The 24,911-nt window shown below is 63.8% G+C and carries 22 protein-coding genes and 1 pseudogene; 8 read left to right on the top strand and 15 right to left on the bottom strand.

Annotation, left to right across the window (positions count from 1 at the left end):
- Positions 1-190: pseudogene (locus Q0L57_RS17610) on the top strand (hypothetical protein); the annotation flags it as partial.
- A 298-nt stretch (positions 191-488) separates the two neighbouring features.
- On the opposite strand, the gene guaA reads toward Q0L57_RS17610, so the two are convergent.
- The 5 genes from guaA to Q0L57_RS17585 all read right to left on the bottom strand — a co-directional run bounded on the left by guaA (position 489) and on the right by Q0L57_RS17585 (position 5,125).
- Positions 489-2,066 carry a glutamine-hydrolyzing GMP synthase gene (gene guaA, locus Q0L57_RS17605; RefSeq protein WP_296744432.1) on the bottom strand — a complete coding sequence of 526 codons (1,578 nt, stop codon included), beginning with the start codon at positions 2,064-2,066 and terminating at the stop codon, positions 489-491.
- 71 nt (positions 2,067-2,137) lie between these two features.
- On the bottom strand, positions 2,138-2,776 hold the full coding sequence (locus tag Q0L57_RS17600; protein ID WP_296744431.1) for a 5'-methylthioadenosine/S-adenosylhomocysteine nucleosidase: 639 nt from the start codon (positions 2,774-2,776) through the stop codon (positions 2,138-2,140).
- 3 nt (positions 2,777-2,779) lie between these two features.
- Complete coding sequence (locus tag Q0L57_RS17595) at positions 2,780-3,253, bottom strand: PaaI family thioesterase (RefSeq protein WP_366940930.1); 474 nt, start codon at positions 3,251-3,253, stop codon at positions 2,780-2,782.
- A gap of 73 nt (positions 3,254-3,326) precedes the next feature.
- Positions 3,327-3,779 carry a TspO/MBR family protein gene (locus Q0L57_RS17590; RefSeq protein ID WP_296744429.1) on the bottom strand — a complete coding sequence of 151 codons (453 nt, stop codon included), beginning with the start codon at positions 3,777-3,779 and terminating at the stop codon, positions 3,327-3,329.
- A gap of 56 nt (positions 3,780-3,835) precedes the next feature.
- Entirely contained in the window at positions 3,836-5,125 is a 1,290-nt protein-coding gene (locus tag Q0L57_RS17585) for an RsmB/NOP family class I SAM-dependent RNA methyltransferase (protein ID WP_296744428.1), read from the bottom strand.
- Positions 5,126-5,468: 343 nt separating this feature from the next.
- Between Q0L57_RS17585 and Q0L57_RS17580 the strand changes: the two genes are divergently transcribed.
- On the top strand, positions 5,469-6,146 hold the full coding sequence (locus Q0L57_RS17580; RefSeq protein WP_296744427.1) for an MIP family channel protein: 678 nt from the start codon (positions 5,469-5,471) through the stop codon (positions 6,144-6,146).
- Between the two features lie 68 nt (positions 6,147-6,214).
- On the opposite strand, the gene katG is transcribed toward Q0L57_RS17580, so the two are convergent.
- Positions 6,215-8,428 (bottom strand): catalase/peroxidase HPI, encoded by a 2,214-nt coding sequence (gene katG / locus Q0L57_RS17575; RefSeq protein ID WP_296744426.1) that lies wholly within the window; start codon positions 8,426-8,428, stop codon positions 6,215-6,217.
- A 130-nt stretch (positions 8,429-8,558) separates the two neighbouring features.
- Between katG and Q0L57_RS17570 the strand changes: the two genes are divergently transcribed.
- Entirely contained in the window at positions 8,559-9,467 is a 909-nt protein-coding gene (locus Q0L57_RS17570) for a hydrogen peroxide-inducible genes activator (protein WP_296744425.1), read from the top strand.
- Between the two features lie 18 nt (positions 9,468-9,485).
- Here Q0L57_RS17570 and Q0L57_RS17565 read toward each other — a convergent pair whose 3' ends face one another.
- The 4 genes from Q0L57_RS17565 to Q0L57_RS17550 all read right to left on the bottom strand — a co-directional run bounded on the left by Q0L57_RS17565 (position 9,486) and on the right by Q0L57_RS17550 (position 13,330).
- Positions 9,486-10,292, bottom strand: a complete 807-nt coding sequence (locus Q0L57_RS17565) for an amino acid ABC transporter ATP-binding protein (protein ID WP_296744424.1) — start codon at positions 10,290-10,292, stop codon at positions 9,486-9,488.
- Positions 10,289-11,230, bottom strand: coding sequence for an amino acid ABC transporter permease (locus Q0L57_RS17560; RefSeq protein ID WP_296744423.1), 942 nt, complete (start codon positions 11,228-11,230; stop codon positions 10,289-10,291). The genes Q0L57_RS17565 and Q0L57_RS17560 overlap by 4 nt, the downstream gene beginning before the upstream one ends.
- A gap of 152 nt (positions 11,231-11,382) precedes the next feature.
- Positions 11,383-12,240, bottom strand: a complete 858-nt coding sequence (locus Q0L57_RS17555; RefSeq protein ID WP_296744422.1) for an ABC transporter substrate-binding protein — start codon at positions 12,238-12,240, stop codon at positions 11,383-11,385.
- A gap of 76 nt (positions 12,241-12,316) precedes the next feature.
- Positions 12,317-13,330 (bottom strand): 2OG-Fe(II) oxygenase family protein, encoded by a 1,014-nt coding sequence (locus Q0L57_RS17550; protein WP_296744421.1) that lies wholly within the window; start codon positions 13,328-13,330, stop codon positions 12,317-12,319.
- Positions 13,331-13,422: 92 nt separating this feature from the next.
- Here Q0L57_RS17550 and Q0L57_RS17545 point away from each other — a divergent pair, with 92 nt between their 5' ends.
- The 5 genes from Q0L57_RS17545 (at position 13,423) to Q0L57_RS17525 (ending at position 19,756) form a co-directional block, all read left to right on the top strand.
- Complete coding sequence (locus Q0L57_RS17545; RefSeq protein ID WP_296744420.1) at positions 13,423-14,367, top strand: nucleoside hydrolase; 945 nt, start codon at positions 13,423-13,425, stop codon at positions 14,365-14,367.
- Between the two features lie 113 nt (positions 14,368-14,480).
- Positions 14,481-15,173 (top strand): TetR/AcrR family transcriptional regulator, encoded by a 693-nt coding sequence (locus Q0L57_RS17540; protein WP_296744419.1) that lies wholly within the window; start codon positions 14,481-14,483, stop codon positions 15,171-15,173.
- Between the two features lie 153 nt (positions 15,174-15,326).
- A complete protein-coding gene (locus Q0L57_RS17535) occupies positions 15,327-18,056 on the top strand; it encodes a hypothetical protein (RefSeq protein WP_296744418.1) in 2,730 nt (909 codons plus the stop codon).
- A gap of 53 nt (positions 18,057-18,109) precedes the next feature.
- On the top strand, positions 18,110-18,967 hold the full coding sequence (locus Q0L57_RS17530; RefSeq protein WP_296744417.1) for a UbiA family prenyltransferase: 858 nt from the start codon (positions 18,110-18,112) through the stop codon (positions 18,965-18,967).
- Between the two features lie 36 nt (positions 18,968-19,003).
- Positions 19,004-19,756 carry a glycosyltransferase family 2 protein gene (locus Q0L57_RS17525; protein WP_296744416.1) on the top strand — a complete coding sequence of 251 codons (753 nt, stop codon included), beginning with the start codon at positions 19,004-19,006 and terminating at the stop codon, positions 19,754-19,756.
- Between the two features lie 109 nt (positions 19,757-19,865).
- On the opposite strand, the gene Q0L57_RS17520 is transcribed toward Q0L57_RS17525, so the two are convergent.
- From Q0L57_RS17520 to Q0L57_RS17500, 5 genes are all read right to left on the bottom strand, one after another.
- A complete protein-coding gene (locus Q0L57_RS17520) occupies positions 19,866-20,480 on the bottom strand; it encodes a poly-gamma-glutamate hydrolase family protein (RefSeq protein WP_296744415.1) in 615 nt (204 codons plus the stop codon).
- A 73-nt stretch (positions 20,481-20,553) separates the two neighbouring features.
- On the bottom strand, positions 20,554-22,314 hold the full coding sequence (locus Q0L57_RS17515) for an AMP-binding protein (protein WP_296744414.1): 1,761 nt from the start codon (positions 22,312-22,314) through the stop codon (positions 20,554-20,556).
- A gap of 74 nt (positions 22,315-22,388) precedes the next feature.
- On the bottom strand, positions 22,389-23,090 hold the full coding sequence (hisG, locus tag Q0L57_RS17510; protein WP_296744413.1) for an ATP phosphoribosyltransferase: 702 nt from the start codon (positions 23,088-23,090) through the stop codon (positions 22,389-22,391).
- Complete coding sequence (locus tag Q0L57_RS17505; RefSeq protein ID WP_296744412.1) at positions 23,087-24,205, bottom strand: ATP phosphoribosyltransferase regulatory subunit; 1,119 nt, start codon at positions 24,203-24,205, stop codon at positions 23,087-23,089. Before Q0L57_RS17505 ends, hisG begins: the two co-directional genes overlap by 4 nt.
- Before the next feature lie 178 nt (positions 24,206-24,383).
- Positions 24,384-24,911 (bottom strand): His/Gly/Thr/Pro-type tRNA ligase C-terminal domain-containing protein (locus tag Q0L57_RS17500; RefSeq protein WP_296744411.1); only part of this gene is annotated, 528 nt, incomplete at its 5' end.

The following is a 24,911-nucleotide window of genomic DNA, read 5'->3' as shown; positions in this document are numbered from 1 at the left end:
GACGAAAGAGCCGGCGCCGGACGAGACGCTTGCGGTCTTCGAGGAAACGCGCCGCAACGGGCTCGTCGCTAGCCGCTCGGGGCCCTACCGCAATGTAATTCGGATGTGCCCGCCGCTTTGCCTGGCGATGTCAGATGTGGATGATGTCGTCGACCGGTTTGAAAGAAGCTTCGCTGCCATCGCGCGATGACGATCGGAATTCGTGCAATGCTCGCGATCGGAAACTTTCAATGTCCGCTCTTGGGCCCTGGCACGAGAGCCAAAACGGCTGATGTGAAGGCGCAAAGCCGACATCGCCTTTGTGCACGACGTTCGACGCCACAGCGCTCGCGCCATTCGAAAACTGATCCCGGATGTGGGGCGCAGATAGGGTCTGCCAGATCGGTAGTAGAGATCCCCAGTCGAGTAAGGGTCAGATATAGATACGAAGCAATTCATAGGGCGGCGAAAATCGTCGCCGAACCTACGCTATTGCCGCCGTTTTCTCTCTATTCCCACTCGATAGTGCCCGGTGGCTTCGAGGTCACGTCGTAGACGACGCGGTTGATGCCTTTCACTTCGTTGATGATGCGAGTGGCGGCGGCGGCGAGGAAATTCATATCGTAGTGGTAGAAGTCGGCCGTCATGCCATCGACCGACGTCACCGCGCGCAGCGCGCAGACGAATTCGTAGGTGCGGCCGTCGCCCATCACGCCGACGGTCTGCACCGGCAATAGCACGGCGAACGCCTGCCAGATGGCGTCGTAGAGGCCGGCCTTGCGGATTTCGTCGAGATAGATGGCGTCGGCCTCGCGCAGGATGTCCAGCTTCTCGCGACTGATGCCGCCCGGGCAGCGGATGGCGAGGCCCGGACCTGGGAAGGGATGGCGGCCGATAAAGCTTTCGGGCAGGCCGAGCTCCTTGCCCAGCGCCCTCACCTCGTCCTTGAACAGCTCGCGCAGCGGCTCGACCAGCTTCATGTTCATGCGCTCTGGCAGGCCGCCGACATTGTGGTGCGACTTGATCGTCACCGACGGACCGCCGGAGAAGGAGACGCTTTCGATCACGTCGGGATAAAGCGTGCCCTGCGCCAGGAAATCGGCGCCGCCGAGCTTCTTCGCCTCTTCCTCGAAGACCTCGATGAACAGCCGGCCGATCGTCTTGCGCTTCTTTTCCGGATCGGCCTCACCTTCGAGCGCCGAAATGAAGCGGTCGGAGGCGTCGACCAGGATCAGCGGCAGATTGTAGTGCTGGCGGAACATCTCCACCACGCTTGCCGCCTCGTTCTTGCGCATCAGGCCGTGGTCGACGAGGATGCAGGTCAGCTGATCGCCGACCGCTTCGTGGATGAGGAGCGCGGCGACCGAGGAATCGACACCGCCCGACAGCGCGCAGATGACCTTGCCCTTGCCGACCTGCTTGCGGATCGCTTCGACGGCGTGCTCGCGATAAGCGCGCATCGTCCAGTCGCCCTCGATGCCGGCGATGTTGTGGACGAAGTTCCTGAGCAACCTGGCGCCGTCCGGCGTGTGCACCACCTCGGGGTGGAACATGATGCCGTACATCTTGCGCTCGATGTCGCCGAAGATCGCGAAGGGCGAGCTTTCGGACTTGCCGAGCACCTCGAAGCCCGGCGGCAGGGAGATGACGCGGTCGCCATGGCTCATCCAAACCTGGTGACGCTGGCCCGTCGCCCACAGCCCTTCGAACAGCGGGCTTTCCTTCTCGATCTCGACGAAGGCGCGACCGAATTCGCGATGGTTGGAGCTTTCGGCGACGCCACCCATCTGCACACACAGCGCCATCTGGCCATAGCAGATGCCGAGCACCGGCACGCCGGCGTCGAAGACGATCTGCGGCGCGCGCGGGCTGCCGATGTCGGTAGTCGAGGCGGGGCCGCCCGACAGGATCACCGCTTTCGGGTTGATGCGCTTGAAGGCTGCCCCCGCCGACTGGAACGGCACAATCTCGGAGAAGACGCCGGCCTCGCGGATGCGGCGGGCGATGAGCTGCGTGAACTGACTGCCGAAATCGATGATCAGGACAGTGTCTGGCAGGGCGGTGTCGGAATGATTGGATGTCGTCATGGCGAGCCTTTAAAGAAAGAAACGAGTCGGCGCAATGGGTTGCGCGCTGCGGCTTTCCGTCCCTTTCGGCCTTATGCGAGGCGGATCGCGCCGGTGCCGATCGCCTGCTCGAGCAGACCAACGGCAGCGGCCAGCTTCTCGTCGATGACGTGCAGATATTCGGTCCAGTCGTTGACGTGGCGCAGATCGGCGGCGCCATCGGAAATGCCGCGCAGGCCGATCAGCGGCACGCCGAACAGCTGGCAGGCGCGCAAGCAGGCGAAGGTCTCCATGTCGACCATGTCGGCGTCGATCGCCTCATACGCGGCGCCCGTGACGATGGCGCCGCCGGTCGAGAGCCTGGCGCTCCTGATGCCGGGAATGACGAAGGGCAGCGGCACTGTTGCCGGCAGGTCGAGGAACGGGGTGGCGCCCTTCTCGAAGCCGAGCGGCGAGGCGTCCATGTCGCGATAGCTGACCGACACCGCCTGGTAGATCCCGGTCTGCTCCAGCGTGCGGCTGCCGGCGGAGCCCAGCGAGACGACGAGATCCGGCAGCGCGCCTTCAGTCTTGAGCGCGGCAAGTTCGGCGCCCAACCGCACGCCGGCCTCGACCGGGCCGACGCCGGTCATCAGCGGCGTGAACAGTTTTTGCAGGTGCGGGCCGTATTCGGCCTGCGCCGCCATGACGAAGAGGACGGACTTACCCCCGATCGAGGTCGTGCTCGCCATGCATCACCCCGCTATGCCGTCGCGGCCGACCACCGTCATCATCGTGCCGGTCATGGTGGCGATCAGCTTGGCCTCGCCGTCGGTGGCGAAGGCGTAGGCCTGGCCGTCGGCAACAATGATGGTGCGGCCTGGCTTGGTGACCGAGCCGCGGAACAGGAAGCGCTCGCCCCTACCTGGCGCCAGCAGGTTGACCTTGAACTCGATGGTCAGCACGCCGGAGTTTTCCGGCATCAGCGAAAAGGCCGCATAGCCGCAGGCCGAGTCCAGCGCGGTCGAGATGACGCCGGCATGCAGGAAGCCGTGCTGCTGCGTCAGCGAGGCGGAATAAGGCATCTCGATCTCGATGATGCCTGGCGTCACCAGCGTCAGTTCGGCGCCGATGGTCGCCATCGCTTTCTGCCGGGCAAAAGACGCCCTGACGCGTTCCTCGAAGTCGGGAGCGGGTACGATCTTGGCAGCCATGGCCTTTGCCTTCATTTTTTGCTGGCGAAGCTTATTGCAGAGGACCGGGCGGCGCGCAATCGCAATTGCTGCACTGCAGCAAGGCGACTCAATTCAGCCAGAAGATCGAAGCGTTGAGCAAGGTGGCGAACGCAACCCATGCGGCATAGGGCACGAAAAGCCATCCGGAGAGCCTGTCAGACTGCCAGATGCGGCCGATGAAGAGCACGATTGTGGCAAACAGCAAAAGAATGACGACCAGCGCAAGTCCGATCATCCTTGCGCCAAAGAATGTCGGCGACCAAAGGAAATTGAGGGCCAGTTGCGCCACCCAGGCGCTCATGGCACCGCTGCCCGGTCGCAACCGCGAAGTCCGCCAGCCAGCAACCGCGATACAAATATACAGCACCGACCAGACCGGGCCGAAGACCCAGTTGGGCGGATTGAATGGGGGTTTGTTCAGGGATGCATACCAGTCGCCAGGCAGAGTGGCGTAGCCGATCAGCAAACCGCCGCCGAGGACGACGAGCAAAAAAATGAACAGCGACAGGTATCTCTGCAAGCACACCCCCGAAGTGACCGAAGTCAAACTGGGGCGATGACAACATCCGTCAAGGCTCAAGCGACCCTGCGTAGCGCCTGGAAATAGAACCCATCGGTGCCGCTGAGCGCCGGTGACAGCGAAATGCCGCCGGCCGTGGTGATGCGCGCCGCCTTTTCATGACCTGGAAAACTTAGGTCCCAAAGCTGCCTGTGATCGACCGGCGCAAAGCCGCCATGCCGTTCGCGGAAGGCCGCGACCTGCTCGCCATTTTCGGCGTCGAACACCGAGCAGGTGATGTAGACCAGCAAGCCGCCCGGTTTGACGAAACGCTGCGCCTCATCGAGGATCGCCTGCTGCTCGCCCCTGCGGGCGTCGAGCTGCCTTTGTGTCAGCCGCCATTTGGCGTCTGGCCGGCGCCGCCATGTGCCGCTGCCAGTGCAGGGCGCGTCGATAAGCACGATGTCCATGTGGCGGGCGAGCGGCGCGAGCTCAGACGGCTTGCTGACGACCTGGATGTTGCGGTTGTGCGAACGCCGGATGCGCTCGAACATCGGCGCCAGACGCGCCTTCTCCGCGTCATGGGCGAAGAGCTGGCCGCGATTGTCCATCTCGGCGGACAGCGCCAGGGTCTTGCCGCCGGCGCCGGCGCAATAGTCGAGCACCTGCATGCCGGGCTTTGCCCCGGCAAGCGCGGCCGCAAGCTGCGAACCCTCGTCCTGCACTTCGAACCAGCCCTTCTGGAAAGCCGGTTCCGCCTGAACGTTCGGATGCCTGCCGTCACCGTCGATCGGTGGGATGCGGATGCCATGCGGCGCGATCGCGGCAGTCGCAGCGCCGGTGCCCTCCAGCTCGGCCAGCACCTTGTCGCGGTCGGCCTGCAAGGTGTTGACCCTGAGATCCAGCGGCGGGCGCTCGGCCAGGGCCGCGCCCTCCTCGACCCAGGCGCCGTCGAAGGCCTGTTCGAGGAGCGGCGCGCACCAGTCGGGGACATCGGCGCGCACGGCATCGGGCGCGTCCGCGAGCCTGCTGTCGGCCGCCGCCTTCAGTTCAGCGGCGCTCAGCGGCGGCGGCGCGAACTTGTCGCCATCGAGCGCGTCGTTCAGCGACTGCGCCGTCTGGCCCCATTCCAGCAGCAGCGCGCCGAAACCGATGGCGCGCGGCGTGTCCTCGCCGAACAGCCAGCCGGCCGAGCGCTTGCGGCGCAGCGCGTCATAGACAATGTTGCCGATCGCGGCGCGGTCGCCGCCACCGGCGAAGCGGTGCGACAGGCCCCAGTCGCGCAAGGCGTCGGCAACCGGCCGGTGGCGCCGGCCGATATCTTCCAGAATCTCTATGGCCGCCGCCAGCCGTCCGCCTAGTCGCATCTTGTCTTCCGCTACTCCGCAATTGCTTCCAGCCCGCTCTTAAAGCGTTTCCGGCCAGGATTGAAACAATTCTGTTGCGGCGATTGCGAACGGGCCGCGCCTGGAATGGCGAATGGTCACCGCCGGCAATCAGGCGGCCAACATGAAAACCATGCCAGATAAGAAGGTTCGCAGTGTTTCCGCAAGTACATCATTAGCCACTAATGCACTCGACTGACGCCTGCAAAGCAAGTGCACTGGCTTGGCCGCTCAGCTTCCCAAGTTTTGCAGGCAGGAATACTCTTTTGGCTGTGATTCGCGCCGCGCGACACGCGGCCCGACGGATCCTCATGAGGAGAGGGCAATGAAGACTTATCTGGCGGAAGTTCTAGGCACGTTTTTGTTGGTGTTCATCGGCACGGCCTCCGTGGTCACGGGTGGGTTCGGCGGCGCGTTGCCGCTGGGACAGGAAGGCATCGGCCTGGCGTTCGGCATCGGCCTGATTGCCGCGGCCTATGCGATCGGCCCGATCTCGGGCGCGCATCTCAATCCGGCGGTGACGCTCGGCGTGTTCCTTGCGGGCCGGATGCCGGCCAAGGATGTCGTCCCTTACTGGATCGCTCAGGTCGTCGGCGCCATCATCGCTTCGCTGGCGCTGTGGATCATCGTTTCCGGCCAGGCCGGCGGCCATACCGGCGGCTTCGGCGCCAATGGCTGGGACACGGCCAAATGGGGCATGAGCTCTGCCTTCCTGTGGGAGCTGATCGGCACCTTCACTTTCGTCACGGTTATCCTTGGCGTCACCAACGCCAAGCACACGACGGCGTTTGCCGGCCTCGTCATCGGCCTGACGCTGGCGGGTATCCATTTCGCCATGATCCCGGTGACCGGCACCTCGGTCAACCCGGCACGCTCGATCGGTCCGGCGCTGTTTACCGGCGGGGCGGCGCTCAGCCAACTCTGGCTGTTCATCGTGGCGCCGCTGATCGGCGGCGCGATTGCCGGCGTCGTCGCCAAGGCAGGCGTCTTCGAGAAAGATTGACCGGTCCGGATAAACGCAAAAAAGGCGCAGGCCTAGGCCCGCGCCTTTTTTGCGTAACGTCGAGAACCTTACTTCGAGGCGATTTCGAAGCGGTCCAGGTTCATCACCTTCGTCCACGCCTTGACGAAATCCTTGACGAACTTCGCCTTGGCGTCGGCGGAACCGTAGACTTCGGCCAGCGCGCGCAACTGCGCGTGCGAACCGAAGATCAGATCGGCACGGGTGCCGGTCCACTTGATTTGCTTGGTCTTGCGGTCGCGCGCCTCATAGACCTCGGCCGAGCCTGGCTCGGAACCGGCGGCCGGATCCCACACCGTGGCCATGCTGAGCAGGTTGATGAAGAAGTCGTTGGTCAGCGCGCCCGGCTTGTCGGTGAACACGCCGTGCTTCGAACCGCCGTGATTGGCGCCGAGCACGCGCAGACCCCCGACCAGCACCGTCATTTCCGGCGCCGTCAGCGTCAGGAGCTGCGCACGATCGACGAGCATCGCTTCGACCGACATCGGCTGCTTGCCGTGGACATAGTTGCGGAAGCCGTCAGCGGTTGGCTCCAGGGCTGCAAAGGAATGGGCGTCCGTCTGCTGCTCGGAAGCGTCCATGCGGCCCGGCGTGAAGGGCACCTTCACGTCCTGGCCACCGTCCTTCGCCGCCTTTTCGACAGCCGCGACGCCGCCGAGCACGATCAGATCGGCGAGCGAAACCTTCTTGCCACCCGTCTGCCCGGCGTTGAACTCCTTCTGGATGGTTTCCAACTTGGCCAGCACTTTCGAGAGTTGGGCCGGCTGGTTGACGTCCCAGTCCTTCTGCGGCGCAAGGCGGATGCGGCCGCCATTGGCGCCGCCGCGCTTGTCGGAACCGCGGAAGATGGAGGCCGAAGCCCAGGCGGTCGAGACCAGTTCGGCCACCGACAGTCCCGAGGCCAGGACCTTCGCCTTGAGCGAAGCAATGTCCTGCTCGCTCACCAACTCATGGTCGATGGCCGGGATCGGATCCTGCCAGATCAGCTCTTCCTTCGGCACGAGCGGCCCGAGATAACGAACCACCGGGCCCATGTCGCGATGGGTCAGCTTGAACCAGGCGCGGGCGAAGGCGTCGGCGAACTGTTCGGGGTGCTGGTGGAAGCGACGCGAGATCTTCTCATAAGCCGGATCGAAGCGCAGCGAGAGGTCGGTGGTGAGCATAGCCGGCGCATGGCGCTTCGCCGGATTGTGAGCATCCGGCACGGTGCCCGCGCCAGCGCCGCCCTTCGGCGTCCATTGATGGGCGCCCGCCGGGCTCTTCGTCAGCTCCCATTCGTAGTTGAAGAGGTTGTCGAAGAAGTTGTTGCTCCATTTGGTGGGCGTCGTCGTCCAGGTGACCTCGAGGCCGGAGGTGATGGCGTCGCCGGCAATGCCGGTGGCGTATTTGCTGGACCAGCCGAGGCCTTGCGCCTCGATGCCGGCGCCTTCCGGCTCGGCGCCGACCAGCGAGGCGTCGCCCGCGCCATGGGTCTTGCCGAAGGTGTGACCGCCGGCGATTAGCGCGACCGTCTCCTCGTCGTTCATGGCCATGCGTGCGAAGGTCTCGCGGATGTCACGCGCGGCGGCAATCGGATCCGGCTTGCCGTTCGGCCCTTCCGGATTGACGTAGATCAGGCCCATCTGCACAGCGCCGAGATGGCCGCGCAGCTCACGATCGCCCGAATAGCGCTCGTCGCCGAGCCACTTGGCTTCGGAACCCCAGTCGACGTCCTGCTCCGGTTCCCACACGTCGGCACGGCCGCCGGCGAAGCCGAAAGTCTTGAAGCCCATCGATTCCAGGGCCACGTTGCCAGTGAGGATCATCAGGTCGGCCCAGGAAATCCTGCGGCCGTATTTCTGCTTGACCGGCCACAGCAGGCGGCGCGCCTTGTCCAGATTGGCGTTGTCCGGCCAGCTGTTCAGCGGCGCGAAACGCTGCTGACCGGCACCGGCGCCGCCACGACCGTCGCCGATACGGTAGGTGCCGGCGCTGTGCCAGGCCATACGGATGAAGAGCGGGCCGTAGTGACCGAAGTCGGCCGGCCACCAGTCCTGCGAATCCGTCATCACATGGTGCAGGTCCTTGATCACCGCATCGAGATCGAGACTCGCGAATTCCTTGGCGTAGTCGAAGTCCTCGCCCATCGGGTCGGACAGATTCGACTGCTGGTGGAGAACGGCAAGGTCAAGCTGGTTCGGCCACCAGTCACGGTTCGTCCTACCGGCGGATCCGTGCGCCACGGGGCATTTGCCAGCGCTGTTGTCGTCGGTTTTAGCGTCCATCTTACTCTCCAATTTTGCCGAGGTTTCCGGGGCGGTCGCGGAGGTCCGCCATTCTGGAATGATTCCAGACTAGGCCGGCCGGCCGATAAAGACAAATTGCCTTTCCTATTTTTTCCGATAGGATTTTCTTATGATTGGCCTCACTGTCCGGCAGATGCTCTACTTCGACGCGCTGGGGCAGACGCTGCATTTCGGCCGCGCCGCGAAGCTCGCCGGCGTCAGCCAGCCGGCGCTCTCCGCCCAGATTTCGGAAATGGAGCAACGGCTGAACTGTCTCCTGTTCGAGCGCGGCGGCAAGACGGTGCGGATGACCGATGAGGCGATCGCCCTGCAGCCGCGCATCGAGCGCATTCTGGCCGACATACGTGACGTCGAGACGACCGCGCGGCGCGGTCGGCCGGCGATGGAAGGCCGCTTTCGGCTGGGCATCATCCCGACGGTCGCGCCCTATCTTCTGCCGCGTGCCTTGCCGGAATTGAAGAAGCATTTTCCCGCCTTGCAGCTCGAATTGCGCGAGGCGGTGACTGCGTCGCTCGTCGAGGACAGCGTCTCGGGAAGGCTCGACGCCTTCATCGCGGCGCTGCCGCTCGATCATCCGGGCCTCGTTACGGAGGCGCTCTTCCCCGACCGCTTCTTCCTGGCTGTACCAGCCGGCGATCCCGCCTTCGCCTCGCCGCCGGTGCCGCCGGAGAGCCCGGCGCTGGAGCGGCTGATGCTTTTGGAGGAAGGTCATTGTCTGCGCGAACAGGCCCTGGCCGTCTGCGGCAATGTGCGGCCGGTGGCGATGGCGAGCTATGGCGCGACGAGCCTCACGACGCTGTTGCAGATGGTGGCGCATGGGCTGGGCGTGACGCTGGTGCCGGAGATGGCGGCAAACGCCGCCGGCGTCATGCCGGACCTGAGGATCGTGCCGTTCCAGGAACCCATGCCGCAACGCATGATCTGCATGGCCTGGCGGCGCAACAAGGTGCGCCAGGACGAATGCGTGGAACTGGCGAAGATCATCAGAGGGCTCGATCGCGCGGTGCTGGCGGCGTGAGGCGCCGGCAAGCCGGCATCAAAGAACCCGCGACAGGAACTCACGCGTGCGCGGCGATTGCGGATTGGCGATCATCTCGCGCGGCGCGCCGCGCTCGACGATCACGCCGCCATCCATGAACACCAGCTGGTCGCCGATCTCGCGGGCAAAGCCGATCTCGTGGGTGACGACGACCATGGTCATGCCGCTCTCGGCCAGATCGCGCATGACCTGCAGGACCTCGCCGACGAGTTCGGGGTCGAGCGCGGAGGTCGGCTCGTCGAAAAGCAGCACCTTCGGCTTCATCGCCATGGCGCGCGCAATCGCCACCCGCTGCTGCTGGCCGCCGGACAGCTCACGCGGATAACGGTCGACCTTGTCGATGAGACCGACACGCTTGAGCAGGACTTCCGCCTCCGCTTTGGCCTGGTCTGGCGGGATGCGCCGCACCTGTATCGGCGCCTCGATCAGGTTCTCCATCACGGTCATGTGCGAGAACAGGTTGAAGGACTGGAACAGCATGCCGATCTCGGCGCGCCGCTGGCAGAGAAGGTCGTCCTTCACCTCGTAGAGCTTGTCGTCCCTGAGGTCGTAGCCGACGAACTGGCTGTCGACGAGCAGGAGCCCGCCGGTGATCTTTTCCAGATGGTTGATGCAGCGCAGGAAGGTGCTCTTGCCGGAGCCCGAAGGTCCGATGATGCAGGCGACCGAACCCGCCGGCACGTCGAGGTCGATGCCCCGCAGCACGTCCAGCGGTCCATAGGATTTGCGCACGCCACGCGCGAACACCATGGAGTCGGCCGGCACGCCGAAACGGGCACGGTTTTCGGATTTCACGTCGCTCATCGGGTGATGCCACGCAGGCTGAGGGCGTTGCGCAGGGCGCGCATCGTCAGAGGATCGCGGCGCGTGTCACTGCGGCCGAAATGGCGCTCGAGGAAATGCTGTCCGACCGACATGATGCTGACCACCAGGAGATACCAGAACGCCACCACGATCAGCAGCGGGATCGTCTCGAAGGTGCGGGCATAGATGCTCTGGGCCGAATAGAAAAGGTCGTCGACGGCGATGAAGGTAACCAGCGACGTCATCTTCAAGAGGTTGATGGCCTCGTTGCCGGTTGGCGGCAACACGAAGCGCATCGCCTGCGGCAGCGTGATGCGCTTCAGGATCATGCGATAGGGCATACCGAGCGCGCTTGCCGCCTCGGCCTGGCCCGGCGGCACCGACTTGATGCCGGCGCGGATGATCTCGGCCATGTAGCCCGCCTCACACAGCGAAAGCGCGACGACGGCCGAGAAGAAAGGCGTCATGAAGTCGTTGGTGCGAACGGAAAAGAGCGTGCCCACGAACGGAACGGTCAGAGAAACCTCGCGCACTAGAAGCGACAGGTTGAACCAGAAGATGAGCTGGATCAGCGCCGGCACGCCGCGGAAGAACCAGACATACACGCCGGAGAAGCCGCGCAGCACCGCGCTCGGCGACACGCGCATGATGGCGATCACCGTGCCGATGACGATCGCCAGCGCCATGATCACCACGGTGAGGATCAGGGTGTTGGCAAGGCCACGCACGATCGAAGGATGAAAGAGATAACCCGAAGCCGTACCCCAGGCGAAGGCAGGGTTGCTTGCGAAGGCCCGGATGATGAGGAACGCCAGCAGCAAGGCGAGCGCCGTACCGACCCAGATGCCATAGCGGCGCTGCGGCACGACGGTAAGCCGGGCCACGGCGGCGGCGGCGCCTTGCTCAATGCTCATATCGGTCGGGTGGGCCGCGCCCATCGTTCAACTCCTGATCATGTCACGCATCCGGCCGACCGGATGCCGATGTCCCGTTCAAAACGCCAGCGCGCCCTGCCGGGCGCGCCAACACGTCGTGCTGATTTTGTGCATGGTCCTTCGCGAAAATCGATTCCGATTTCGGTTCGATTGACTTAGTCCGCGCGCAGCGCATCCATGCTATTGACGAAATAGGGTTCTTTGATCGCGTAGGCGCCCATGCCGTATTTCTCGAGAATGGTCTTGTAGGTGCCGTTCTTGAACAGCTCCGAAAGCGCGGCGACCATCATGTCCGCGGTCCCCTTGTCGTCCTTGGCGATTGCCATGCCAAGCGGGGCAACCTCATAGAGCTTCGGCAACACGACGAGCTGGCCCTTGCTGGTCACCTCGAAGTAGCTCGACGCGGTCGCGTCATCCATACGGGCGTCGATGCGATCGGAGAGCGTGGCCTGGGTGCTGTCGGCGGTCGAGTTGAACAGCGACTTCTGGATCGCCGCCTGCCCGTTGTCGGTGCAGTCCTTGCTCAGCTTGTCGATCAGGAAGTCCGAAGCGCTGCCGCCGGTGGCGCCGATGCGTTTGCCGCACAGGCCGTTGTCGGCGGACAGGCTGTCCTTCTTGTCGGGCGTCGTCGAGACGGCGATGCCGGCCTTGAGGAACATGATGAAGTCGACCTGCTTCAAGCGCTCAGGCGTAGCCGAGAAGGTCTCCCAGGCGATCTTGAAGCGGCCGGCGGCGAGGCCGGGGATCATCGATGGGAACGGAATGCGCTGGACGTCCAGCTTGGCGTCGAGGGCTTTCGCCACCTCGCTGGCGAGGTCGATGATGATGCCGGTCTGCTTGCCGTCGGCGTCGAGATATTCGAACGGCGCGAAGTCGACCGTGTTGGCGACGGTGAGCGCGCCCGACTGCTGGACCTCGGCCGATTTCGGAATTTCGGCGGCTTTGGAAAGGCCGCTCCAAGCCGTGGCGAAAGCAGCCAGCGCAAGGCCGGCCATGGACAGATTTGTTCTCATTGTCGTTCCCCTGTTGCTCATTCTTCCTTGCCCCGGCGCCATGAACGGGTCGGCGCGGGGCGGGCTGTTCGATCGCTTACGCGCTCGCCGCCTCGGCGGCCTTCTTCTTGCGGTAGTGATAGTTCTTGTCGATGCGCTCCATGAGGTAATCGCCGTAGAGCACCGGCTCGTATTTCGGTTGCGCGCCGGCCGGCACGCAAACGGAGAGCGCCTCGATCGTCTCTTCCATCGACGGATCGAAGAAGAAGGGTTGCGAATAGCGCTCCCGCCCGGACCGGTTGATGACTCGGTGCGGCGTCGAGACGAACTGGTCGTTCGACCAGCGTGCAAGGATGTCGCCGACATTCATCACGAAGGAATCGGGAATGGGCGGCGCGGGCACCCATTCGCCAGCCTTGTTCTTGACCTCCAGGCCGCCGACGTCGTCCTGCGCCAGCAGGGTGATGAAGCCGTAGTCGGTGTGCGGCGCCGAGCCGAACAGGCCCTCTTCCTGCGGCTGCGTCGGATAATGCAGCAGCCTGAGGAAGGTGGTCGGCTGGTCGAAATAACGGTCGAGGCTGCCGGCAGGCAGGCCAAGCGACAGCGTGATGGCGCCGACCATCTTGCGGGCGAGCGTGCCCATCTCGGCCACATAGCGCTCGATCGTTCCCCTGAAGCCGTCCAACAGGGCCTCGTCCGGCCACTGGTTCGGACCCTGCAGCGGCTTTTCGGCAACGGCGCGCGGATCGTCGGCCTCGACTTCATGCATGAAGAAGATCGATTCGCTCTGGTTCGGCTTGCTGACGGTGGCGACCGACGAGGTGACGATCGTCGAGCCGGCAAAGGGCAGATAGCCGCGGAAATTCCTGTCGATCTTGAGTTTGAGCTTCTCCTCGTCCGGCAAGGCGAAGAAGCGCTTGCTCGCCTCGCGCACCGCCTCGACGTCGGCGCGCGGGATCGGGTGGCCAACGACATAGAGGAAGCCGATCGTCTCGAGATAGCGGCGCAGCGTCGCCGCCGTTGCGCGGATCGCCTCCTGATCGGCGCCGTAGAGAGCCGACACATCGAGGATCGGAATTTCGGAAAAGTCGCCGCGCTCTCGTTCGTTCATTTTCGAACACCCTGTCTTGAACATAAGATACAGTACTGTATTTCTACACATCCGAACGGGCTCATCAATAGGCTTTTGAAGGCAGGGACGACATGGCGCCACGCAAGATCATCATCGACACCGATCCAGGCCAGGACGACGCCTTCGCAATCCTGTTCGCGCTCGGCTCGCCGGCGGAGCTCGAGGTGGTCGGAATCACCACCGTCGGCGGCAATGTGCCGCTGCCGCTGACCTCGAAGAACGCGCTGAAGGTGGTCGAGCTCGCCGGGCGGCCCGACGTGCCGGTCTATGCCGGCTGCCCCGGCCCGATGGTGAAGAAGCTGATGACGGCCGAATACGTGCACGGCAAGACCGGACTCGACGGCGCCGACCTGCCGGAGCCGGTGACGCCGCTGCAGACCGAGCATGGCGTCAACTACCTCGTGCGCACCATCATGGACGCGCCGGAGGGCGAGCTCACCGTCTGCACGCTGGGGCCGATGACCAACCTTGCCATGGCCATGACCATGGAGCCCAGGATCATTCCCCGCCTGCGCGAGGTGGTGCTGATGGGCGGCGGCTTCTTCGAAGGCGGCAACGCCACGCCCGCCGCCGAATTCAACATCTTCGTCGACCCGCATGCGGCGCATAAGGTGTTCGACAGCGGCGCGCCTGTGACGATGGCGAGCATCGACTGCACCTATACCGCCATCATGACCTTGGAATGGCTTGACCGCCTGCGCGCGACCGGCAGCAGGGCCGCGATCGAGGCCGCGAACCTCGCCGACTTCTATCGCCAGTATGGCAGCCACAAGTTCGGAACGCCCGGACGTCCTATCCATGATGCCTGCGTGACCGGCTACCTGCTGGCGCCGGAAATCTACGAAAAGCGCCAATGCGCGGTGACGGTGGACATCGTCTCCCCCGAGACGATCGGCATGACCGTGGTCGACTGGTGGCATGTCACCGGCCGCCGCAAGAACTGCAACGTGCTGCGCCGCATCGAGCCGGCGCCGTTCTTCGAACTGATGCTGCAGCGGATCAGCGCGCTAGCGTGAGGCAAGTCGCTCAAAAGTGCATCGTTCCCTAGTGGACGACGCCGGTTGCGGGTTGCGAAGCGGGCGAACATCGGCTTGATCAGGAAAAGTCCGGCTGGTTGCGGCCAGCCGGCATGGAGGTCTGGAAGCAGGTGAAAGCGGACGCCGCCACGGCAAGGACGAAGCAACCGGCCAGGACGCGGGCCGGGTCGACAGCGCCCCGGCAGACGCTGAGCCGTGAGGCCTGGATCGCCGCGGCGCGCAAGGTCCTGGAAAAGCGCGGCATCGCCGAGGTCAAGATCGACCGCCTCGCCAAGCAGCTGAAGGTCACGCGCGGCAGCTTCTACTTCCATTTCACCAGCCTCGCCGACCTTCGCGACGGCCTGCTTCAGGAATGGCGCGACATCAATTGCGCGCCCTTCTGGGCGATGCGCGAGATGCACGACGTCGACGGGCTGCGGTTCTTCACCGACATCGTGCATGTGTGGGTCGACGAGGCGCCGTTCAGCCCGCTGCTCGATCTCGCCATACGCGACTGGTCACGGACATCGCGGAGGCTGGCACAGGAAGTGAAGGAGATGGACGACCTGCGCATCGCGCTGCTCATCCGCTCCTTCCGCGACATGGGCTATTCGCAGGACGAAAGCCTGGTCAGAGCGCGCATCACCTACTTCCACCAGATCGGCCAGTACGCCCTGTCGTTCAAGGAAGATCCGGCGGTACGCCGCAGCTACCAGCCGCTGTTCGGCGAAGTGCTCCTCGGCCCGCTCGTTGAGGAACCGGGCTCGGCGCCAAGACCATCCGAGGTGAAGGCAGGGCGGCGGTAGCAGCACCGCCGACCCCGACCGGGATACTGTCCACCGTGATCGGGTTGGCCCGACCTTCAGGCGGACATTCTTGTTGAAGCACGAGCATATCTGTTGGAGCCAGCGTGCTCCGGCATGTAGTTACGCCGCATAGCTACGTGGGGGTTGAGGGCATTGCCGACCGACGCATTCTCGGCCCACGCGCCAGGGCTGGAAAAATCATCGCCCCCGTCACGCCGGAATGCCAGTCGCGACATCGCGATTGCGGTCCTGCTCGGCCTACTTGCCTTCCTCGTCTACAACGCAAACCTGCGGTCGATCCCCGCGGCCGACACTTATGCCGCTCGGTATCTGCCGTTCTCGATCTGGCGCAATCATACGGTCGCCCTCGATCCGATCGTCTCCACGGTCGCGCAAGGGCGCAAACCGCCGATGTCGCGGGGACAGACCGATACCGCGGCCTGGATACTCAAGGGAGCTCGTGGCCACTTCGTCTCCGAATACCCTATTGCGGTTCCGGTCGTTGTGGCGCCGCTCTACCTGCCGGCTGTCGGCATCCTATCGGCTAAAGGCTGGGATCCGCTGCTATTGGATAGGATCGCCAGGGTCATGGAGAAGCTCAGCGCATCTCTCCTGGCGGCGGCATCCGTCGGCCTCCTCTACCTCCTGCTGCGGCGGCGCAGCAGCCCAACAACTGCCGCCTTGCTCGCTGTGGTTTACGCCTTTGGCACGTCGACATGGGTCATCAGCAGCCAGGCGCTCTGGATGCACGGACTGGCGGAGTTCCTCGTCGTCGCAACGATGCTGCTGGTTACCGGACCGTGCACCGCGATCCGCGCCGTCGCCGCAGGCTTCCTTTGCGCACTGATCGCGGTCAACCGCCAGCCTGATGCGATCCTGGCGGCTGGACTTGGCCTCTACGGCCTCTGGTGGGCAGGCCGGAAATCCCCCCTATACGTCGCTTCGGGGCTGGTTCCCGTCGGCCTGGTCGTTGCCTACAATCTCTATTTCGTCGGCAACATCGCTGGCGGCTATGGGCTGGTCGACCCGTCCAACAAATATAGCGACGGCATGTTGGGCGGCATCGCGGGCCTGCTGTTCAGCCCAACGCGCGGACTTTTCGTCTTCTCTCCATTCCTCCTGTTCCTGCCCTGCTTCCTGGTCACAGTGCTGCGCGACCCGAAGATGCGCGGCCTCACCGTGGCGGCGCTCTGCGCCATCGTCCTGGAAGTGGCCCTTTACGGCTTGATCGACTGGCGCCAGGGCGCGTCGTACGGGCCGCGATGGCTTACCGACATGCTTCCGATGCTGATGTGGATGCTGCCGCCCGTCCTTGCGGCATTGCCCCGGATCGGTCGCGCTCTGTTCGGATTGACCGCCGTTGTGGCGACCGTCATCCAGGTCATCGGGGCGTTCTGGTACATCGGCGTGGCGGACGAGGCGCTGGTGATGGCTACCGGCCCCGACAGGATGCGGCCTGCGTGGGATTTCAAGAATGCTCCTTTCATTGTCGAGCTAAAGCATTCGCCCGCCCCGATGGATCTCCTGACGGAAATGCGCGGCTACCTGGACGACATCAGGATCATCGAGGCCGTACCCGGCAAGGTTAGCGAGCCAAAAGAGCGCCTTGTCCAGGTGGTCGGATGGGCGCTTGCCGACAGGAAGACGCCGGCCGACCTGGTGGGACTGGTCGATGGTCGCATCATGTCCGGAACATCCGAATTCTTCGACCGCCCCGACGTAGCTCGCGCGTCCGGCGCAAGCAGCCCGGCAGGCTGGCAATTTGCGTTTCCGGCCGGCAAGCTGGAGCCCGGCGAGCATGTGGTGAGCGTACTTGTGCATCCGCAACGAGGTAGCGAGCCACGGCTGCTCATCGAACGCAAGTTCACCCTGACGCCCGCTCCGACGAGCGCGCAGCAAGCGGTCCGGTTCCTTGCAGAGCGACAACAACCCCTTGGGTACTGGCTGACGAGCTTTACCGGCGGCGTCCAGTATGAGGACGCGCACCTAGAGTTGAATACCTACCTCAACGCCGTCATGATCGACGTGCTTGCCCCGGTCGTGGGGGAAGCGGGCGTGAACGACATGATCGGCCGGGCGCGCCGATATTTGACGGACCAGATCGAGCCGGGGGGGCTGGTCAGATATCACGGACGGCCGGATGCGCCGACCATCGGCACACTCGGTTGCGCCATCACGCCAGACGCCGACGATACCGCACTCGCCTGGCGAGTGGCTCCCAGCGCGCAAAAAGACCTGCTGGCGCCGGCGCTTGCCACCTTGAAGCAGTACAGACGGGCAGACGGCCTCTACAAGACGTGGTTGGCGCCACAGGAGCGCTATCAGTGCCTCAACCCGGGCAAGGATCCAAATCCAGCCGATCTCGGAATACAGATGCACGTCTTTATGCTGCTGGCGCAGGAAGATCCTCCCGCGGCACGGGCGCTGTGCGAGGCGATGACCCGGAAAATGGCCGATGACGATGCCTGGGTCTATTATGCCGATGCCCCACTTCTGCCCATCCTGCGGCTCGCTGACTTGCGCAGGGCCGGCTGCCAGCTGCAAATGCCAGAGACGCGGCTGCGCCATGCGGTATTCGGGCAGGAGATCTGGGTCCGCGCCGCGCAGCTTCTGCAAATGATAGAAGACGGCGCCGCTACCGCCGGAACCTACTCCGAAACGGCAGCTCTTCTGGACAAGATCGCAGCCGATGATTTCTCCTTGCTTGGCAGCGATCCCCCGCTTTTCTATCACAATGACCTTACCGCTTCCGTGCGCCGATTCTATTGGTCACAGGAGCTTGGATATGCGCTTTGGCTGAGGCTCCATTTCGAGATGCAATCCGCGCAAACAAAAGCTCGCTGCCGCCCAGGCGGCGCCCAACCATACTGTGGTGGAAAGTGACGCAACTCGTCACCGAAACGACTGTTGCGCCCCGCCACCGGCGGAGACCGCCGATGGTGGGGTTGCTATCCGCTATTCGCTTTGACGAAGTGTGCGCGCTTCAAGGCGCACCGCTGATCGGAGCGATCTTTTCAGTCCACGCCCTGACGACAGCCAGCATTGTGGAAATCGCCAGCGTCATGGCGGCCAATTTCTGCCTGGTCGCGCATGTGTTCGTCTTCAATGACTGGTCGGGGATCGAAGGCGATCTCAACAACCCCCAACGTGCGGGGTGGACTTTTGCAGCGAAGGGCCTGACCCGCCCGGAAATCGGCTACCTCGCTGTATCTCTTCTCGCCTTCAGCCTCTTCTTACTGGGACTGGTCAGCGAAACTGCACTGCTTGTCGGGCTGGCGATTGCCGGCTTCAGCGCCCTCTACTCCGCTCCCGTGTTCCACCTGAAAGGCAGGCCTCTGCTCAGTTCGGCCCTTCATTTCGTCGGCGGGTCGCTGCACTTTCTTCTCGGCTATGGAGCTTTCGCCGCCATCGACGCGCGCGGCCTGGCCATCAGTTGCTTCTTCGGGCTGGTGTTCACGGCGGGTCATTTCACGCATGAGACCCGCGATCACCACAGCGATTTGCTCAATGGCATCCGGACAAATGCCGTGGCTTTCGGCAAGACGCAAAGCTTTATCGCTGGGCTTGTCCTGTTTGCCGCTGCCTATGCACTTCTTGTCGTGCTTGCGCTCTCCGATCTTGTGCCCTTCGTGCTCGTTTCGGCGGCGATCCTGTTGCCTCTCCACATCCTGGCATCGTTGCGAGCGCTTGGAGCCGGGCTGACTTTCGAAAGTCTCGTCCGCCTTCAGCGCTTGTATCGGGCGCTTTTCGCGACAATCGGGATCGTGATGGTCATGGCCGCCCTCCTTGCCTAGCCAAAGAACACAGGGCCTACCTTCGCCATGCTTTCAGTGATCATCCCGGTGTTCAACGAAATTGCGACGCTAGCCAAGGTGCTGTCCGTCGTCAGCGAGGCTCTTCCCGGCGTCGAGAAGGAAGTCATCCTCGTCGATGACGGATCGGTCGACGGAACCCGCGAGTGGCTCCGGAGGAATTTTCCGGAAGGCCCGCGGTCGGGTCTCGCCGTGATGGTCGACGCCGGTGGCAACCTGGAATTTTCGACCGGCCCAGGCCATTGCACCACGGTCCGACCGCATTATCACGAGCGCAACAGTGGGAAAGGGGCGGCCGTTCGCAATGGTCTGGCCTTGGCCACCGGCGAGGTCATAGTCATTCAAGACGCGGATCTCGAATACGATCCCGCTGATTGGACAGCGATGTACGACCTTATCGCCAGGCGCAAGGTTGCCGACGTTGTGTACGGTTCACGCTTCTATGGCTGGCCGCATCGCTCGCTGTATTTCCACCACTACATGGCGAACAGGTTCATCTCGCTGATGTTCAATCTGCTCTACAACCAGACGCTGACCGACATCGAGTGCTGCTACAAGATGTTCACGCGCGAGGTCAAAGAGCGGTTGCGCCTGACCTGCGACGACTTTGGCTGCGAAGTTCAGCTGAGCGCCCAGATCGCGCGCGCAGGCGGCCTGCGCATCTACGAGGTCGGCATCAGCTACTACGGCCGCACTTATGAGGAGGGCAAGAAGATCAACTGGCGCGACGGAATGAAGGCGCTCTGGTACCTGGTCCGCTTCCGCTTTTAGCCCCCGTCAGGCCGCCTTCCGTGCGGTGGATCAGCCCGGTGCCGTAAGTGCGTGAGGTCAGGGGTCGGCGCCAAGGCGGTCGGAGATGGAGATGGAACGGCGACGCCGTTCAAGACAAGATCGAACCGCTTCTCGCGCCGAAGCTCTCGATCGCCTTGCGAACCGCCATACAGAATTTTTGCAAAAGTTCGGGCTCTTTCCCCAGCCGCTGGCGCAGTGAGAACGGTATCTCCAGCTGTGCCCCTTTCCCCGTCAGCCCACGATTGACGATGTTCAAATCGTGGATGCCTGGAAACGGGTGACCATCCTCTTGTGTGTTGAAGCCGGCGTTTTGCAGGCGCGCGACTATTTCAGAGACCAACGCTGCGTCCTTGCCTCCCATGTAGACCGCCGAGGGATCGTCCCTGTCCTGCCGACCGTGGATTGCAACGACGGTGGACTTCGTCCGCAACAGCTCAAGCGCGGACTCCTCGTCGAAGTTCCTTGATGTTATGTGCAGCTCCCGATTGCTTTCCGGCATCAGTCCTTCAAAGCAGTACATATCGAGATCGCTTCCAGCTATCGTCTCGGCGATCAGGGATGTGCGGGGTTCGATTTTCCCACCGTGCGGAGCGATGACGATCGCGTTGCCGGTTCGTGCGCCACGCCGGACGACAATGCGGTAGTCTATGCTTTCGACTTTCGCGGCTTTCAGCGCGGCGAAATTTGGGAACTCGTTGTCCATGATCCCATCCAGACACGCACAATTGGAGGGTTCGCGCCCTGAGCGCGTTTCCCAAGGCTGAATATTTCCAGCTTCACGCCGTCTTCTGCACGACCAGACCGAGCTCCTCGACCATCGCTTCGCGCATCAGGAATTTCTGCGGCTTGCCGGTCACCGTCATCGGCAGTTCGGTGCGGAAGCGGATGTAGCGCGGCACCTTGTAGTGGGCGATCTGGCCGGCGCAGAAGGCCTTGATCTCCTGCTCGGTGGCGATCTGGCCAGGCTTCAGCACGATCCAGGCGCAAAGCTCCTCGCCATATTTGTCATCCGGAATGCCGAAGACCTGCACTTCCTTGATCTTCGGGTGCCGGTAGAGGAATTCCTCGACCTCACGCGGATAGACGTTCTCGCCGCCGCGGATGACCATGTCCTTGACCCGGCCGACGATGTTGCAATAGCCCTCGGCGTCGATGGTGGCGAGGTCGCCGGTGTGCATCCAGCCTTCGGCGTCGATCGCTTCGCGAGTCTTCTCGGCGTCTTCCCAATAGCCCTTCATCACCGAATAGCCGCGCGTGCAGAGTTCGCCCGGCGCGCCAACGGCGACGGTCGCTCCGTCAGGCCCGATGGCCTTCACCTCGACATGCGGGTGGATGCGGCCGACAGTGGAGACGCGCCTTTCCAGCGGATCGTCTACGCCGCTCTGGAAGGAGACCGGGCTGGTCTCTGTCATGCCGTAAGCGATCGTCACTTCGGACATATGCATGAGCGACACCACCTTCTTCATCACCTCGATCGGGCAAGGCGAACCCGCCATGATGCCGGTGCGCAGGCTGGAAAGGTCGAAGGTGGAAAAGTCCGCGTGGTCAAACATGGCGACGAACATGGTCGGCACGCCGTAGAGCCCGGTGCAGGCCTCCTGCGCCACGGCCTTCAGCGTTGCGCCGGTGTCAAAGCCTTCGCCAGGAAATACCATGGTCGCGCCCTTGGAGACGCAGCCCATGGTGCCCATCGACATGCCGAAGCAGTGGTAGAGCGGCACTGGGATGCAGAGCCGGTCGTCGACGGTGAGCTTGATCGCCGAGGTGACGAAATTGCCGTTGTTGACGATGTTCAGATGGGTGAGCGTCGCGCCCTTCGGCGCGCCCGTCGTACCTGACGTGAACTGGATGTTGATGGCCTCGCCCGGCTTCAGCCCTTCGGTGACGCGGTCGAGCTTGTCATAGTCGTCGCGCGCGGCCGTGGCGAGCACATCGCCGAAATTGAACATTCCGGGTGAGCTGTCGTCTCCCATGCGGATGACGATTTCAAGCGCCGGCAGCTTCTTCGCCTTGAGCTTGCCGGGTTCGGCGGTGGCGAGCTCCGGCGCCAGCGTCTCGATCATGCCGAGATAGTCGGACGTCTTAAATTGGGCGGCGGTCACCAGCGCCCGGCAGCCGACCTTGTTCAAGGCGTATTCCAGCTCGGTCAGCCGATAGGCCGGGTTGATGTTGACCAGGATCAGGCCGATGCGGGCGGTGGCGAACTGCGTCACCAGCCATTCCCAGCGGTTGGGCGACCAGATACCGACGCGGTCGCCCTTTTCGAGCCCGAGCGCGAGGAAGCCGGCAGCCAGCGCATCAACCGCGTCGGAGAGCTCGCTCCAGGTGAAGCGCTTGTCCTGACCGAGGAAAACGGCAGCGTCGAGCGTGGCGTATTTGCTTACCGTCTCGGAAAACAACTCGGGAATTGTCTTGTCCAGCAAGGGCGCCGAACGATCGCCCGAGACATGCGCCCTGCCATCCACCGGAGCAATGAAGCTATCGCGCTGCTTGCGCAGGTTGCTGGCGTTTTGGAGTTCGTCGAGCTTGATTACCATCGCCGTCTCCTCCCGGGATATCCGAGCCTATCAGCCCATGGCGGCGGTGCAAATCCGCCAAAGGTCCCCTCTCCTCATGAGGGATGGAAAGCGCTCATCTTCGCGGCGATGTCGCGCAATTGCTGCTCGTCGGCCGCGTCACGGGCCTTTCTCGAAGCGACCAGGCAGGCCTGCGACTTCAGGATCACCCCATCGCCCAGAATCTTGAGATGGTTGGCGCGCAGGGTCGAGCCGGTGGAGGTGATGTCGACGATAATGTCGGCGAGGCCCGCCGCCGGCGCGCCCTCGGTGGCGCCGAGGCTTTCGACGATACGGTAGACCTGGATGCCGTGCTTGAGCGAAAAGAACTGCTGCGTCAGCCGCCAGTATTTGGTGGCGATCCGCAGACGCCGGCCGTGGCGCTGACGGAAGTCGGCGGCGACATCGTCAAGGTCGGTCATCGTCTCGACATCGAGCCAGATGTCCGGCACCGCCACGACGACATCGGCATGGCCGAAGCCGAGGCGCGCGACGATCTCGGCGCGCGCTTCCCAGTCGGCAAGGTTCTCGCGCACCAGATCCTCACCGGTGATGCCGAGGTCGACCGCGCCCTGGCCGATCTCGCCGGCAATCTCGGAAGCGGAAAGGAACGCCACCTCGACATTGTCGAGGCCGTCGATGCGGGCGCGGTATTTGCGGTCGTCCTCAGGCAAGACGACCGCGAGGCCGGCCTTCGCCAACACCTCGAGCGACTGTTCCTTGAGACGGCCCTTGGACGGGATCGCCAGCGTGATCATTTCGCGCTCTCCCGCAAAGCCTCGATGCGGTCGAGCCAGACCGAGAAGCCGACACCGGGGATCGGCTTCTTTGCGCCGAGCAGTGTTAGCAGCCGGTCGTAGCGGCCGCCGCCGACCAACGGGCGATCAGCGTCAGTCACGGATATCTCGAAGACAAGCCCGGTGTAGTAGTCGAGCGGACGGCCGAAGGCAGCGTCGTACCGGATCGCACTCGATGGCAGGCCATGCGCTTCGATCGCCTTGACGCGGGCGGCGAAGGTTTCGAGCGCGGCACCTAGCGACAGGCCGGCATCGGCGGCGAATTTTTCAAGCGCCGATGTCGCGCCGCCCAGCGCGACATCGATTTCGAGAAAGCCTTTCAGCGCCGAGAACGCCTCGTTCGAGAGCCGCACGCTGCGCAACTGCGCTTTCTCGATCAGGCGTCTTGCGATGTCGACAGGAGCGCGCCCGGACGAGGCCGACAGGCCAGTCTCTTCCATACCGGCGGCGATATGCGCGGCAAGACCTTCCACGTCGCCATCGAGTGCCAACATGGCGACCGGACCCGAAAGCTGGCTGTTGCGGGGCGGGTTGGCGAGATCGGCAAGCGCCGCCTCCAGCATCGGCGCGGAGCCGAACGCCCGGGCCAGCCGCATGCGCCAGCCGCGCGGCAGGCCAAGAGCCGCCAGCACCGCCTCGAACAGGGTCTGGTCGCCAAGCGTCACCGCAAACGGTTGGCCCGGCAGCACCAGCGAAAGCAGGGCATGCGCGTCGGCCAGCGAGCGGGCGTCGGCTGCGGCGGTGTCACCGTCGCCGAGATCCTCGATACCGGCCTGGAAGAATTCGTTACCCCCGTCGCGGCGCTGGCGGAACACTTCGCCGAGATAGGAATAGCGGCGCGGCGTGCCGGCCTGGCTGGCGATATGGTCGAGGCAGACGGGAATGGTGAATTCCGGCCGCAGGCACAGCGTCTTGCCGATCTCGCTTTCGGTGAGGAAGATGCGCCGGCGCAGATCCTCGCCCGCCATGTCGAGAAACGGGTCGGCCGGCTGCAGCACGGCGACTTCGACCGCGTGGGTGTCGCGGGTTGCGAAGAGCTTTACGATATCGGCGGCGATGGCGGGGCGGGAGGTCATGGACAGGTCGGGTGCGAGGCACCCCCCTCTGTCCTGCCGGACATCTCCCCCTCAAGGGGGGAGATCAGCAGCCTTCTCGGCAGTGCTTGTTCTGCAACGTAGGTGATTGGCGAAAGCGATGGCCGCAGCCAATCTCCCCCCCTGAGGGGGAGATGTCCGGCAGGACAGAGGGGGGTGTTCAAGCGCCACCCTTCGCGCGATCGGCCGCCTGCGCCACGAGGATCTTCCGCACCTCAGCCACCAGCTCGCCCTCAGCCACCGTGACCTGCGCGGGCCTTGCGGCGCGCCATTCGGCATTGTCGGTGATTTCCGCCGACATGCGGGCGCCTTCGATCAGGTCCTTGATCTGCACCTCGCCTTTCGCGCGCTCGTCGCCACCCTGGATGATGGCGACAGGACTGCCACGGCGGTCGGCGTATTTCAGCTGCGCCTTCATGCCGGCGCCGCCGAGATACATTTCGGAGCGGATACCGGCGGCGCGCAAATCGGCGACCATCTTCTGGTAGCGGCCGAGGCTCTCCGTGTCCTTGTCCATCACGAGAACCACGACCGGAGCGATGACGTCGGAGATATCGAGCTTGCCGAGGTTCTTCAGCGCGGTCATCAGCCGGGAAACGCCGATGGAGAAACCGGTCGCCGGAACCGGCTCGCCACGAAAGCGCGAGACCAGCCCGTCATAACGGCCGCCGCCGCCGACCGAGCCGAA

The sequence above is a fragment of the Mesorhizobium sp. genome, from assembly GCF_024509055.1.
Classification (GTDB): Bacteria; Pseudomonadota; Alphaproteobacteria; order Rhizobiales; family Rhizobiaceae; genus Mesorhizobium.
Note: the sequence above shows the minus strand (reverse complement) of the source record. Positions and strands in the feature narration are given on the sequence as shown.